Genomic DNA, 14,251 nt, shown 5'->3' with positions numbered 1-14,251 from the left:
GCCACCCGGTGGCTAACCAAGGCGACGCCCTTGTCTAAATAATGGTTGAGTGATTAGTTGCGAGTGACAACGATGTACGGTTCTACTTTGTTGAAGTACCACTTGATGGTATACTCGCCGGTTTCGTCTGCACGGAAATTGCCGTCGCCGTTGTCGGCCACGTCGCCTTCGAACTTCAACTGGCTGGGGCCTTTGTCATTTTCCCACTTCTCGTCGGGACGAATCTTCCAAGTATTGCCTGCTTCCATGTGCAAAGTGGCGGTCAGGAAGTGCTGCATGGAGCCAGCTTCGTCGGTCTCCGATCCAAGGGTCATTGAGGTGTCAGGAGTTACGCTTCCGTCTTCGTTTGTATTACCCCAGTTGTTGTGATTGCCGACGATGCCCCAGGAGTCATAGGCCTGTGAAACCTTCAGTTCGCCGCTTGTGCTGTTGAACTCGATGTAGTAGCTGTTGTGCGAATAAGAAGTGATGTTGGCCCCTCCGCTTGTTACAAGTGTCTGCGTGGGAGCTTCTGCTTCAGGTGCTTCGCCCATGCCCCATTCACCGTTACTCCAGTCACCCGCAGGAGTAATCTTCCAGCCTTCCGTGTCGGCCAAGCCATTGAAGTAAATCATACCGGCATAGTTGTCGTCGAAGTTGACCGAGTAGAGGAACTGACTGTTAGCATGATTCCAGTCACAATATTTGCCTACAACCCACAGTTTCGGATACTGCACGTCCATGCTGTACGGCGTGATGTTCAGAGTAATTACATTGGAGTACAATGTATCAGCCGCCTGCGAGATGTGCGAAGCCAGGCGGATTTCATAATCACGCGGACTATAGTCTTCTTCAATGCCGTAATCGTTCAGCAAGTTAATGACAGCCGCGTTCAAGTCGTTCACGGTTATCGACTGTTCCGTGGCTGTAGTCACTGCTGCCAACTGGCGAGCATGGGCAAAGTTCTGGCCTGCCAGGTCGAAGTCGATGTTCGTAGTCGATATGGCACTATAGCCGAAGTCTGCCTTCGCCCAAGTCAGTGTCAGTGCCACGTCATTAGCATTGGCGGCGTTCAATACATAATCGGTTGTTGTTGGTGTATCCAGCACGGCAGCCTGCGCCGTCTCCGAATTGTAAGTTGCGCCGTCGAGGTCGCTCTCACAGGCCGCAAAGGCCATTGCAACCCCCAGTACAGGTATATAATTAAGTAGTTTCTTCATAACTCTATGTTCTTTTGTTGTCAGTTAAATGAATGATTTAATAACCCTCGTTCTGTTCCAGGCTGCCGTTCACGCCCAAGTCCGTCGTCGGGATGGGGTAGAGGTTGTAACGGTTGTCAACGCCTACGCCCGTCGGCGTGCCGCCCTTTTCCACCCACAGGTAGCTGCCCGTGGTGAACAGGCCGAAGCGAATCAGGTCCGTACGGCGTGTGCACTCGAAGTACATCTCGCGCTGGCGTTCGTTCAGCAGGTTGCCATATTGCACGCTGGTGGTCGTGCCGCCCACGGTGGCATTGGCCGTCAGCCAGGCACTGCCGATGTCGTGGCTGTGGTCACCGTAACCACGTGCGCGCAGCTCGTTGATGTAGCCCACGGCTGTCTCTATGCTGCCGCCCTGCCCGCCGCGAGCCACTGCCTCGGCATAATTCAGGTAGATTTCACCCAAGCGGAAGAAGGGATAGTCCATGTCGACAAACGTGGCGTTCTTGCCCACTGTGCCGTCACTGTTCCGGTTGACGAATTTCAGCACCGTCCAGCCCTGCGTGTCAAACGTGTTGTAAGACGTGGTGATGTCGATGGCTTTTCCGTCGCCGTAGAAAATGCCGCGCTTGTCCAAGATGTTGTCGTCCGTCCAAGAGCTTTCGTCGTCGCTCGGAAATTCAAAGGCGCGTGTCAGGTTGCCTGTGGCGCGGAAGCCTGCCCAACCGCTGCCGATGCCGCTTGCCGTACCGTCTTCCGGGCTGCTGGCACGCGTGGCCAGAATGAATACGCCCGGGCCGTAGGACTGAGCTGTTTCGCCGTCGGCGCAAACCGGGAAGATAATCTCCTTGTTGGCATTGGGGTTCTCGCCGTTGTCGGCCATGAACAGCTCGGCATAGTTGTCGGCCAAGTCGTAACCGGCCTTGAAGATATTGTTGCAGCGTGCGATGCAGTCGTCATAGCGCGGAGTGCCCGTGTAGACCTCTGCGTTGAGGTACATGCGCGACAGCAGGGCGTCTACGGCAGCCTGTCCGGCGCGTCCGTATTCAGCCTTGACGGGCAGGTCGTTGTAGATGGTCGTCAGTTCGCTTTCAATCCAGTTGAAGTAATCGGCGCGCGTAGCCAGTTGGCCGGGATTCAGCGAATAGTTCTCTTCCGTGATGAACGGCGGGCGTCCGAACAAGTCCATCAGCGAGTAGTAAGCCAATGCACGGCAGAAGCGTGCCTCGGCGGCATACTGGGCCTGCGGGATTTCGGCAGGCGCATTGCCGATGTTCTTCATAAAGTCGTTGACCAAGGCCACGATGTACATGGCGCGCTGGTAAGCACCCTCGATGGGTTCCACCTGTGCCGTAGTCCACGTCATCGTGTTCATGGAGCTTACCCATGCGTCGCCCCACGCGTTCTTAGCCTCGTCGGTGGGAGTGGTCTGCAAGGTGAACCAGCAGCGCAGCAACACCGTGTTGCCCGGGTCCAATCCGGCGATGTCGGAAGAAGAGTTGCCATCCTGTCCGGAAAGCGCCCATACGGAATAAATCTTGTTCAATGCCATCGTGTAGCTCTCAGGGCTGTCGTAAGCCACGTTGGAGGTCACTACGTCGGGATCCAACGGGAATACGTCGAGGTCGTTCACGCAGCCGCTGAAGGTAAACAGTCCGGCTGCCAGCAAAGATGCTGCAATATATTTCAGTTTCATAATAGTCTAATGTGTATTAAAAGTTAAGATTAAGTCCTAAAGTATATGTGCGGGGACGCGGCCACATGTTGGTATCGATGCCGTTTACACCCGGAATTTCGGGGTCGAGACCCGAATACTTCGTGATGGTGAACACGTTTTGCACGCTGAAGCTGATGCGGCCCGACAACTTTTCGGTGAAAAACTTGTCGAACGAGTAGCCCAGCGTGATGTTGTCCATCTTCAAGTAGGAAGCATCCTCCAGATAGAGGTCGGTCAACTGGCTTTCCACGCTGCTGTGGTTGTAGCGGAATCCGTCGGTCTGTGCCAGCGCGTCTTTATTGTGGTTGGACAGGAAGCCCAAGCCGCCGTAGTTGGCATACGTGCCGTGTTCGGCTGCCTGTGCGTTGAAGGCATAGTTGCCGATGCTGGCGCGGAGGTTGAAGCCCAAATCCCAGTTCTTCCACTGGAACTGCGAACTGAAGCCCATATACACGTCGGCCAGTGCACTTTTGCCGGTGAAGTAGCGGTCGCCGTCGTCCAATGTGCCGTTTCCGTTGCGGTCTACGATGGCTCCCTGTATGGGCTTGCCGTTTTCGTCATACACCTGCTCGAAGAGCCAGAAGGCGTAGGGAGCATGACCCACCTGGTGTCTGGCCACTACAGTGTTCGTGCCGAAAGGAGCGGTAGAAGCCACGATACCTTCATAGTCGGGGTTGAAGTTGGCGGTCAGCTTCGTAATCTTACTGTCGTTCCACGTGATGTTGTAACCAATCGTCCACGTGAAGTCTTTCGTCTGGATGGGCACGGCGTTGATGTTGAACTCGACGCCCTTGTTTTCCATTTCGCCCACGTTGGCCGTAACCTGGTTGGTGAAGTTCGTGCCGGCCGGTGCGTTGACCGTGTTCAGCAAGTCTTTCGTCTTCTTCACATAGAACTCCAAGCTACCATTGATGCGGTTGTTCAGGAAACCGTAGTCCACAGCCACGTTGTAGGTGTGCGTTTCTTCCCACTTCAGGTCGGGGCTGTAGCCGTCCGGTTTCAGCAGGTAACTGCCGTTGTACATCGTGTTGTTGTTGCTGCTGAACACGTATTTCGTCAGATACATGTAGTCGCCGATGTCTTGCTGACCCGTCACACCATAACCCAAGCGGAGTTTCAGGTTGGACAGCACGTTGCGCGTATTCTCCATGAACTTCTCGTTCACGATGCTCCAAGCCACGGCTACCGAGGGGAACATACCCCAGCGGTTGTTCTTGCTGAAGCGTGAAGAGCCGTCTCGACGGAGGGTAGCCGTCAGCAGGTAGCGGTCCATCAGGTTGTAGTTCAAACGTCCGAAGAAAGATACCAGGTAGTTCTCGTACGGCGTGCGCTTGCTGTCGTCGCGGAAATAGCGTTGCTCGCCTTCGTTCCAAGTCCAGCCTGCGGGAGCACCGATGCCGGCGAATTGCTCGGTGACCACATTGGATTTCTGTTGCGTGAAGTTGCTGTAGTAGAAGTGCTGCCAAGAATAACCCACCATCAAGTCCACGTTACTCTTGATAGGCTCGAAGTAGTGCACGTAGTTAGCGTAGAAGTCCAACAGGTGGTTACGGCGCAGGTTGCTCCACGAACCGCCCTGACCCAAGTTGGTGAAGTCTTTGTCCAGTGCTGCCTGATAGGAGTTGGGATTCACATAGTTGTCGCCCGTAGTTTTGGCCACGTCATAACCCAAGTTCAGGTTCAGGCGCAGGTCTTCAAAACCGTGAATTTTATAGTCCAACTGGAGGTTACCCAAGCTGCGTTTGGTCGTGCCTTGGTTGTTCACATCATACAGCAGGGACAAGGGATTGACAGCGGCATTGTCATCCGGAGTGTAGCTTATCGAACCGTCTGTGTTTTTAGTGGCGTTCGTGTGGCCGAAGAAGCCGTTGTAGCCATTCAAACCATCCAGATAGCTTCCGGTTGCGTAGACCGGCTTGGTGGGGTCGTAGTAAGCGGCTGCACCCACAGCACCGGAGTCGGCGAAACGGTTGTTGTTGATGGTACCCTTCACGTTGATGTCCACGCTCAGGTGATCGTTGAAGAACTTCGGGCTGAGGTTGATGGCACCCGTGTAACGCTCATAGTCAGAGGTCTTCAGCGTACCGCGTTCCTTGTTGTAACCAAAAGACACGCGGAAGGGCAGGAAGCCAGCCTTGCCCGATACGGCGATGTTCTGGTCGGTGCTCAGGCCGCCTTGGAAGATTTCATCCTGCCAGTCGGTGCAAACACCAGGATACATGTTCAATTGGCTTTCAATGGTGCTGTACACGTCCGTGCCTCTGTATTGGTCCAGCATGGTGCGGTAGAACTCGTTGCCGTCCATCACGTTGACGCGCTTGTAGGGGTCTTTGTAAGAATAAGTACTGTTGTAAGTCACTTTGATTTTGCCTTCAGCACCTTTCTTCGTGGTGATGATGATGACACCGTTTGATGCACGCGAACCATAGATGGCTGTGGCCGAGGCGTCTTTCAACACGGTGAACGTAGCAATGTCGTTCGGGTTGATGGTAGCCAAAGCGTTGGGCGTGCCGGGAGCTGCATCATTAGACACGGGCACCCCATCAATGACGATCAATGGGTCGTTGCTGGCGTTCAGCGAGGCACCGCTACGAATACGGATGGTAGACCCTGAACCCGGACCACCGTCACCACTGGTCACTGACAGTCCCGGCACCTTGCCTTGCATCAGCTCTTGCGGGGAAGTCACGGCACCTCGGTTGATTTCTTCCGCCTCGATGGCTACTACCGAACCGCTCAGGTCGCTCTTTTTCACCGAACCGTAACCGATAACCACCACTTCGTCCAGCATCTCCGTGTCTTCCTTCAGGATGACATTCATGCTGGCTTCGGCGGGCAACTCTTGTGTCTGGTAGCCGATGTAGCTGATGACGATGATGTCGCCCTGTTTGGCTTGCAAGGTAAAGTTACCGTCGAAGTCGGTAATCGCACCTGTAGTTGTTCCTTTGACAAGGACACTCGCACCGATGATACCAAGTCCGGTCTCATCTTTCACAATGCCTTTGACCGTCATAGTCTGGGCAAAGGCCTGCACAGATAGCAAGATACCTACCACCCATAAGAGTAGAAACTTGCATGAGCTTTTAAGATTTTTTACTTTCATAATAGTTAAATTGAAGTTTGTAATTATTAAGTATTAGGGTTATCTTGTTTATAATTTTCCCTCCTGCTCTGCCTCTCGAAGAAGAGGCAGAACAGGGGGATGGGATTATGGCCTATTGAAAACTGTTATCTTTTTACCTATATTCTTTTTTAGAGTTGACGAGGAATCAGTAAACGAGGCTACGAGGGGATGACTTGTTCTCTTGTCGACTTGTCCACTCGTAAACTTGTCAACTCATACATGTGTTTACTTGTCCAGTTCTTTGATGGAGATGGCATATCCGCCGCCCACGGCAGCCTTTAATTTTAGTTTGGTTTTGTTGGTTACCTTTTTCTTGGTAATAGTGTAGGCTTGCGGGTTTGTTTCCCAATGAGCATCTTTAGCATCGGCATAGATGGTTGCTTCGTATTTCTTGCCTGGAGTCAGGAAATCCAGACGTAAATCTGACTCATGGCCGTTATATCCGGCTGTACATCCAATGAACCAATCATCCGTTCCTTTGGCACGGCGGGCGATGGTGACGTATTCGCCCGGTTCGGCTTCCAGGTATTTGCTTTCATCCCAGTCGATGGCTACGTCTTTGATGAACTGGAAAGCATCCATGAAGCGCTCGTAGTTTTCGGGCACATCGGCTGCCATCTGCAACGGGCTGTACATGGTGACATAGAGTGCCAACTGGCGGGCTAAAGTAGAACGTACATGTGATGTGTTGCTGGGATTCATCTTGCTGCAATCCATCTCGAAAATGCCAGGAGTATAATCCATCGGGCCACCGATAAGACGTGTGAACGGCAGTATGGTGGTGTGGTACACTTTGTTTCCGCCAAATGACTCGTATTCGGTACCGCGAGCCGATTCGTTGCCAATCAGGTTGGGGTAGGTGCGGCACAACCCCGTCGGGCGTACTGCCTCGTGGGCATTGACCATCAGTTTGTAGTCGGCCGCCTTTGTAACTGCATGGAGGTAGTGGTTCACCATCCATTGGCTGTAGTGATGTTCGCCGCGGGGGATGATGTCGCCCACATAGCCGCTTTTCACCGAGTTATAGCCATTGTCCACCATAAACTGATAAGCCTTGTCCATGTGGCGTTCGTAATTGCGTACAGATGAAGAAGTCTCGTGGTGCATCATCATCTTGATGCCCTTGGATGCCGCATACCGGTGGATTTCCTTCACGTCGAAGTCGGGGTAGGGAGTCACGAAGTCGAACACGTAGTCCTTGCTCTTGCCAAACCAGTCTTCCCAGCCTTCGTTCCAACCTTCTACCAGCACGGCGTCAAAACCATGTTCGGCGGCAAAGTCGATGTAACGTTTTACGTTGGCTGTGTTGGCCGAGTGACGTCCGTTGGGCTTGGTCTTGCTGTAATCCGTCTCGCCCAGTTTCACACTATATACGTCGTCGGTATAGGCCCAGGTCCCCTTGTTGGTAATCATGTCCCACCACACGCCTACGTATTTCACGGGGTGAATCCACGACGTGTCGGCATACTTGCAAGGTTCGTTCAGGTTGAGGGTGATACGTGAGGCCAGAATGTCGCGTGCGTCATCGCTTACAATGACAGTACGCCAGGGCGAGTGGCACGGAGTCTGCATGTATCCCTTGTCTCCTTGGGCATCGGGCGTCAACCAAGACTCGAATACCATGTTCTTGTCGTCTAAGTTCAGACTCATGCATGAGTAATCTATCAGGGCTGCTTCGTGCAGGTTAATATACAGACCATCGTCTGTCTTTAGCATCAGAGCCGTCTGCACACCGGTAGGCGAGAAAGGTGTTTGCGAAGAATTAGGGGTAATGGCTTGCTTCATCAGCCCGCGGATTTCAGACAGGCGCGAGATGGTGTAATCATATTCTTGCGTGTCATAATCGCCCGGAATCCAGTAAGCCGTATGGTCGCCCGTCATGGCAAACTGGGTATGCTCTTCTTTGATGACGAAATAATTCAGGTTTTTCTGCTGTGGAAACTCATAACGGAATCCTAAACCGTCATTGAACAAGCGGAAGCGCAACACCATGCTGCGTTCATTGGCAGGTTGGTTTAGGGTTACAGCCAGTTCATTGTAGTGGTTGCGGATTTCGCTTTCTTCTCCCCAGACGGGTTTCCAAGTTTCGTCAAACGTAGCTGTTTCTGTCTTTTGGATTACAAAGCCTGTCATCAGATTGGTTTTGGCATCCAGCGCGCTTTTCTCTTTATCGCTGCGTTCAGTCCATTCGAAATCTGTTTTCTTGTCGGCATCTTCTTTTTTCAGTTCCAGACCCAATGTGCTGGGCTTGATGACCGTTTTGTCTTTGTAGAACAATTCATAGGTCGGAGCGCCTGCCTCGTTTAAGCTGAAGTTCATGACCAAGTTGCCATCCGGCGATGTCAGTTTCTGAGCTTGTGCGAGGAGGGCACTGCAACACAAGGCTGCGACGGTTAATTTTCTTTTGATATTCATAGCTCGTGGTATTAAGGATAAGGTATGATTTTCTGTCACGAATCTCTGAAGCAAAGATACGCTCTTGAAAATACAACTGATCTTTGTAGAATGAAAATATAAAATTATAAAGTAACAGTTTTTAGATAAGAGGTTGTTCGTCAGTTAGTTATTAAAATGCTTCCTTTTGAAAAATAGAAATTATTTAAAAGCAAAGCAGCAAAGATTCACGTTGTCCGAGTGACAGTTTTCCGCTCAGTTGGATAGTCCTTCCGCTCAACACGTCTGTTGCTTGCGCTTTAGGCAGAATCTCTTTATACGGTGTCAAGTCCAGCTCTTGGGCTTTATCCGTTCCGTTCATGATGACCACAACGGACTGGTTGCCATATTTGCGCTCATATACATACGTGCCGTAGGCAATGGAGAAATGTTTCATGCTGCCTTTGCCTATGGCGTCGTTGCCTTTGCGCCATTTCAGCAATTTGCGGGTATAGTCGAAAGCTTCGTTTTGCCATTCGTTGCGTCCGGCCTGGCTGAAGCAGTCAGTCTTGTCACCGCTCCATCCGCCCGGGAAGTCTTTGCGCAAGGTGCCGTCTCCGTTGCCCTTGTCGCCCGTCATCAGGATTTCCGTTCCGTAATAGATTTGCGGGATGCCACGCGTGGTCAGCAGGTAGAGCATGGCTTGTTTGTACCGGGTCAGGTTTTTTGCCTGTTCTTCCTTCACACAGAACCGTGAGGTGTCATGGTTATCCAGGAAAATCAGCAGGTTCATCGGATTGGCATATACCAAGTCTTGCGTGTTGTAGTCATAGAGGTTGTACAGACCACCTCCCCAGTCGCTCGTTTCCTCGTCGAAAGCCCGGTTCATCAATCCTTGTAATGGGAAATCCATTACCGTGGGCAGGTTGGAATTACGAGGAGCGGCCAATTTGCTGTCTTTTTGCCAGAACGATACCAATACATTGCTGTTCAGCCAAGTTTCGCCGACAATGTTGAAATGGGGATATTCCGTCAGCACTTCTTTACACCATTGAGACATGAAGTCGAAGTCGGCATACGGGTGCGTGTCCTGGCGGATGCCGTTGATACCTGCAAACTCTATCCACCAGATACTGCTCTGGATGAGGTAACGTGCCACGTGGCGGTTGCGTTGGTTCAGGTCAGGCATTGCCTGCGTAAACCAGCCGTCGGTCGCTATCTTGCGCTCATAGTCGGAGGCGTGGATGTCTTGCACGGAAGCCGTCTTGAAAGACGTCTGCACGTAGTTCGACTTGAAGTTGAACCAGTCGTCAGAAGGACGGTCCTTAAAGAGATAATTCTCGCTTCCGCAGTGGTTGAAAATCATGTCCATCACCACTTTCAGTCCTTTGGCGTGTGCCTGGTCTACCAACTGTTTGAACTCATCGTTGCTGCCAAAACGGCGGTCTATCTGGTAATAGTCTGTGATGGCATAGCCGTGATACGAACCTTCGGGCATGTCGTTTTCTTGCGTCGGGTTCAGCCAGATGGCTGTCACACCCAAATCTGCTATATAATCCAAGTGGTCTTCAATGCCTTTCAGGTCTCCGCCATGGCGTGCGTACTGCTCCGTGCGGTCCACCTTGTCTTCTGCCATGCCTTTTACGATGTCGTTCGACGGGTCACCGTTGGCAAACCGGTCCGGCATGATAAGGTAGAGCACGTCTTCGGCAGTGAATCCCTGGATGTCTTCGCCTTTGCGCGTGCGTTGTTTTAATTCATACGGCACGGTAGTTGTCTTTTTCCCTTTTTTCAGGATGATGTTGAAGGTCTGCGGAGTGGCTTCGGACAAGTCCACATACAGTAACAGGTAATTGGGGTTGGCTTGTTTTACTACATCTTTCAGCACCACATCCGGACTGGAAAGGGTAACTTCAGATGAAGCAATACCTTCGCCATACAAAAGGATTTGTAACTCGGGGTTCTTCATTCCCGTCCACCAGAAAGTGGGGGCTACTTTTTGGATACTTGCTGCTCGGGCGGCACTGTGCCATCCGAATAAACTGAATACAGCCATGATGATAAAGAATATCTGCTTCATGATACTTGAATTTGGTTTGCTGCAAATGTAGACGGTTTGTCTGAACGAAAAGTGTTTTGGAATGTTTTTATAAATGCTTTTTCTTATTAAACCGTTGAAAAACAGTGTTGTATTGTTCTTCCTGACGGTCGAAAATATAAAAGACCTTTAACTGCTATTGCGCTTTATTCCCTATAATTGAACCTTATGTTTTTTCTACAAATCCGTTTACGGAACCGACCGCTTTTGTAAATACATTAATTTTTACATATACTTTTTCTGGCTATCCGTTGGCATGAGGTTCGGCCTGACGTTTTTTTGCCTTATTTTTTCAAGGAAACAGGTTCGTACCAAAGTCGTACCAAAGTCGTACCAAATTCGTATTTTGTTTTGTCCTTCTACCTACCTCTGATGAGCAGGGCGGGGCAAATTCGAAGATGGTTCGTATTTGGAGTGAATTTGGTACGATTTTGGGACATTTTTTGTTGCATTTGCTTGCGGTTGATTCTTTTTTTTCTCTACATTTGTGTGATTAATGAAACCTTTATCAGCATGAAACTGTTTGTTACCACCTTTGTCGCGATATGTTTGTCCATAGTTTTCGCTCCTTGCCTGTCACCCGCATGGGGATATCAATCAGATGCCGTGCAGGCTGTGTTGAAAGATTTGGATGAGGCCATCGGACAAAAAGATGAATACTTGGTGCGCAAACATGCGCACATCCAAGAGTTGCAAAAAAGTCTGGAACGTGCAGTTGAGCCGATGGAACAATATGATCTGTATGAGGATTTGTTTGAGGAATATTTGCATTTCCAGGCCGATTCGGCCAGTTATTACTTGAATCAGTGTTCTAAACTGTTGCCCATAGAAGGCCGTGCGGATTTGGAGGAAGAAGTTAAAATCAACCGGGCGGCTGTCTTAGGGGTCATGGGGCTGTATGCCGATGCGTTGCATTGGCTGAAAGGGATAGATGCGTCTGCTTTAGGGGCAGACATGCGGATAGCTTACTATCACGCTTGCCGTACCTGTTACGGTTGGTTGGCCGATTATACGATAGAAAAACGTGAGAAACAGAAATACCTGGCCGATACAGACCTGTATCGCGATTCCATCATGCTGTTTGCCTCGAGGGAGCTGGACCGGGAGATTGTGCGGGCAGAGAAAGCGGCTTTGGGCGGACAGCCGGACGAGGCTATAAACATTCTGGAAAGACTGCTGAAAGAAACGGATGATATGGAAATCCTGTCGTATCTTAATTATACGATGTATGAAGCATACCTGGCCAAAGGTGATGTGTCCAAGCAGATTTATTACTTGGCACGTACCGCCTTGTGGGACATGAAACGTGTGGTGCGCGAATATGCTTCCTTGCACAAACTGGCGCGTTTGCTGTATGAGCAGGGTGACATAGACCGGGCGTACAAGTATCTGAACTGTTCGATGGAAGATGCGGTGGCTTGCCACGCGCGTTTGCGTTCGCTGGAAGTGACAGAGATTTACCCCATCATAGACCGGGCGTATCAGGAGAAGGTGGCACATGAGCGGACTGTGGTGGGTGGACTGTTGCTGGGTATCAGCGTACTGGTCCTGTTGCTGATTGCGGCTGTCGGCTATCTGTATTACTGGATGAAGAAACTGGCAACCATGCGGCGCAGCCTGTATGATGCCAACAAGCAGTTGCAGGCTGTCAATCAAAGCCTGGAGCAGACGGGGAAAATCAAGGAAGTGTATATTGCGCGTTATTTGGATCGTTGTGTCAGTTATCTGGATAAGCTGGAGCAATATCGTCGTTCGTTGGAGAAACTGGCTATGGCTTCGAAAACGGATGCTTTGTTTAAGGTTATTCGCTCTGACCAGTTCTTGCGGGACGAACGTAAGGCGTTTTACCGCGATTTCGATAAGTCATTTTTGGAACTGTTCCCTCATTTCATAGAAGACTTCAACCGTCTGCTTGTCGAAGACGGGCGTATAGAGGTCAAGCCAGGGGAACTGCTGAACACGGAATTGCGTATCTTTGCTCTTATCCGGCTGGGGGTGACGGATACCAACCGGATTGCACATTTCCTGGGCTATTCGTTGGCTACGGTCTATAATTATCGTAGCAAGATTCGCAACAAGGCTGTGGGGGATAAGGACCGGTTCGAGCAGGAAGTGATGAAGGTGTGAGCGAGGTCGTTGGTTACGAGTTACAAGCTACAAGCTACGAGTTGACAAAGGGACGAGTGTGTGCAGTGACTCGTAGCTCGTAACTCGTAGCTTGCAATTGCATCAGTTTTTTCCTTCTTTAATGAAGTTTACGCAGCAGGCGCCGACAATCAGCAGGATGCCTGCCAGTACCAGCATGTTGACTTCGGGAGGTACGCTGCCTTCGCGGGTGAAGAGGTGCAGAATCTGTCCGCCCGTGGCAGCGGCTACGATTTGTGGAACGCAGATGGTGCCGTTGAACAGTCCCAGATAGGTGCCCATGTGGCCTCCGCTTAACGAGTTGGTCAGGATGGTGAAGGGGAGGGCCAGCATGGCTGCCCAGGCGCATCCGATGAGCAGGAAGGATACAAACAGCAGGTATTGGTCATGGACGAAATACGTGGAGATGAAGCCTATGCCTCCCAGCACCAGGCTGAGTGAATAGGACAGCTTGCGGTTTTTGAATATAGGCAATGCCATGGCCCAGAGGACAGAACCGATGGCCTGCACGGCAAAGAGGATGCCCACCCAGTCGCCGGCGTCTTGGTATTGCTGCGATTGGGTGTCCAGTACCAGGGTTGTCACGCCGTCTTTGAGCAGTTTGGCGGAAGGGGTGTCGAACACGTTGGCGGCCACGGTGCCGTTGGTGTAGGTCCACATGAACATGAAGGCTGCCCAGCAGAAGAATTGCACCAGTCCTACGGTCCAGAATGCTTTGGGGGCTTTGACCAGCAGTTTGAACACGTTTACTTTTTCTTCTTTCTCCTGATTGTCGATGCCGTGGTATTCGGCATACAATTGTGGCGGGTATTCCTTGACCTTCAGCGTGGTGTAGATAACGCACAGGATGAGGATGGCGGCGCCGATGTAGAAGGAGTAGATGACTGAGTTCGGAATCACTCCCTTGGGCGCCACGTTGCTGATGCCGATGGCTGCGAAGACGAACGGGAAGAGGTATCCGGCCAGACTGCCGGCATTGCACAGGAAGCTTTGGATGGCATAGGCCAGTCCTTTTTGTTTTTCGTTCACCATGTCGCCCACCATCATCTTGAAGGGTTGCATGGCAATGTTGATGGAGGTGTCGAGCAGCATCAGCGAGAACAGGCCGAACACCATGGCCGCCGAGACTCCCATGCCGAAACTGCCGGCATTGGGCAGCAGACACATGACCATCACGGCAATGATGGCTCCTACGAACAGGTAGGGGATGCGCCGTCCGAAGCGGCACCAGGTGCGGTCGCTGAACATGCCGATGAGCGGTTGCACGATGATGCCCATCAGCGGGGGCAGAATCCAAAAATAACTCAGGCTGTGCGGGTCGGCGCCCAGTGTGGCAAAGATACGGCTGATGTTGGCGCTCTGCAAGGCATAGGCGATTTGTACGCCGAAGAAGCCGAAACTGATGTTCCAGAGTTTCCAGAAACTTAAATTGGGAATTTCTTTCATGATTTTAGTTTGTTAGATGGGAAGTTAGTTGACGAGGGGACGAGTTAACAAGACTACAAGGACAGAACTTATTCCTTGTTAACTCGTCCCTCGTCTTCTTGTTAACTTGTCAACTCGTTAACCACAACAAAAACTTGTTCCCTTGTCAACTTGTTCCCTTGTCAACTATG

7 protein-coding genes are annotated in these 14,251 nt (G+C 51.2%); 1 reads left to right on the top strand and 6 read right to left on the bottom strand.

What is annotated here, in order from left to right:
* Nucleotides 1-53: 53 nt before the first annotated feature.
* From M3090_RS02310 to M3090_RS02290, 5 genes are all read right to left on the bottom strand, one after another.
* Complete coding sequence (locus tag M3090_RS02310) at nt 54-1,199, bottom strand: SusE domain-containing protein (protein WP_249053787.1); 1,146 nt, start codon at nt 1,197-1,199, stop codon at nt 54-56.
* A 37-nt stretch (nt 1,200-1,236) separates the two neighbouring features.
* Nucleotides 1,237-2,874: a RagB/SusD family nutrient uptake outer membrane protein gene (locus M3090_RS02305; RefSeq protein ID WP_249053786.1), complete on the bottom strand. Its 1,638-nt coding sequence runs from the start codon at nt 2,872-2,874 to the stop codon at nt 1,237-1,239.
* Nucleotides 2,875-2,890: 16 nt separating this feature from the next.
* Nucleotides 2,891-5,998: a SusC/RagA family TonB-linked outer membrane protein gene (locus M3090_RS02300; protein ID WP_249053785.1), complete on the bottom strand. Its 3,108-nt coding sequence runs from the start codon at nt 5,996-5,998 to the stop codon at nt 2,891-2,893.
* Between the two features lie 246 nt (nt 5,999-6,244).
* On the bottom strand, nt 6,245-8,434 hold the full coding sequence (locus tag M3090_RS02295) for a glycoside hydrolase family 97 protein (protein WP_249053784.1): 2,190 nt from the start codon (nt 8,432-8,434) through the stop codon (nt 6,245-6,247).
* A 184-nt stretch (nt 8,435-8,618) separates the two neighbouring features.
* Nucleotides 8,619-10,472, bottom strand: coding sequence for a glycoside hydrolase family 13 protein (locus M3090_RS02290; RefSeq protein WP_249053783.1), 1,854 nt, complete (start codon nt 10,470-10,472; stop codon nt 8,619-8,621).
* A gap of 531 nt (nt 10,473-11,003) precedes the next feature.
* On the opposite strand from M3090_RS02290, the gene M3090_RS02285 reads away from it, so the two are divergent.
* Entirely contained in the window at nt 11,004-12,617 is a 1,614-nt protein-coding gene (locus tag M3090_RS02285) for a DUF6377 domain-containing protein (protein WP_249053782.1), read from the top strand.
* Nucleotides 12,618-12,719: 102 nt separating this feature from the next.
* Here the strand turns inward: M3090_RS02285 and M3090_RS02280 are convergent, their stop codons facing one another.
* Nucleotides 12,720-14,081, bottom strand: coding sequence for an MFS transporter (locus tag M3090_RS02280; protein WP_249053781.1), 1,362 nt, complete (start codon nt 14,079-14,081; stop codon nt 12,720-12,722).
* Nucleotides 14,082-14,251 lie beyond the last annotated feature (170 nt).

Source organism: Bacteroides sp. ET71 (genome assembly GCF_023336905.1).
Taxonomy (GTDB): domain Bacteria; phylum Bacteroidota; class Bacteroidia; order Bacteroidales; family Bacteroidaceae; genus Bacteroides.
Note: the sequence above shows the minus strand (reverse complement) of the source record. Positions and strands in the feature narration are given on the sequence as shown.

What these genes read in the sequence shown, in the direction of transcription:
- M3090_RS02280 (WP_249053781.1), bottom strand. Translation starts at nt 14,081, where the DNA reads ATGAAAGAAATTCCCAATTTAAGTTTCTGGAAACTCTGGAACATCAGT.
- M3090_RS02290 (WP_249053783.1), bottom strand. Translation starts at nt 10,472, where the DNA reads ATGAAGCAGATATTCTTTATCATCATGGCTGTATTCAGTTTATTCGGA.
- M3090_RS02310 (WP_249053787.1), bottom strand. Translation starts at nt 1,199, where the DNA reads ATGAAGAAACTACTTAATTATATACCTGTACTGGGGGTTGCAATGGCC.
- M3090_RS02295 (WP_249053784.1), bottom strand. Translation starts at nt 8,434, where the DNA reads ATGAATATCAAAAGAAAATTAACCGTCGCAGCCTTGTGTTGCAGTGCC.
- M3090_RS02305 (WP_249053786.1), bottom strand. Translation starts at nt 2,874, where the DNA reads ATGAAACTGAAATATATTGCAGCATCTTTGCTGGCAGCCGGACTGTTT.
- M3090_RS02300 (WP_249053785.1), bottom strand. Translation starts at nt 5,998, where the DNA reads ATGAAAGTAAAAAATCTTAAAAGCTCATGCAAGTTTCTACTCTTATGG.
- M3090_RS02285 (WP_249053782.1), top strand. Translation starts at nt 11,004, where the DNA reads ATGAAACTGTTTGTTACCACCTTTGTCGCGATATGTTTGTCCATAGTT.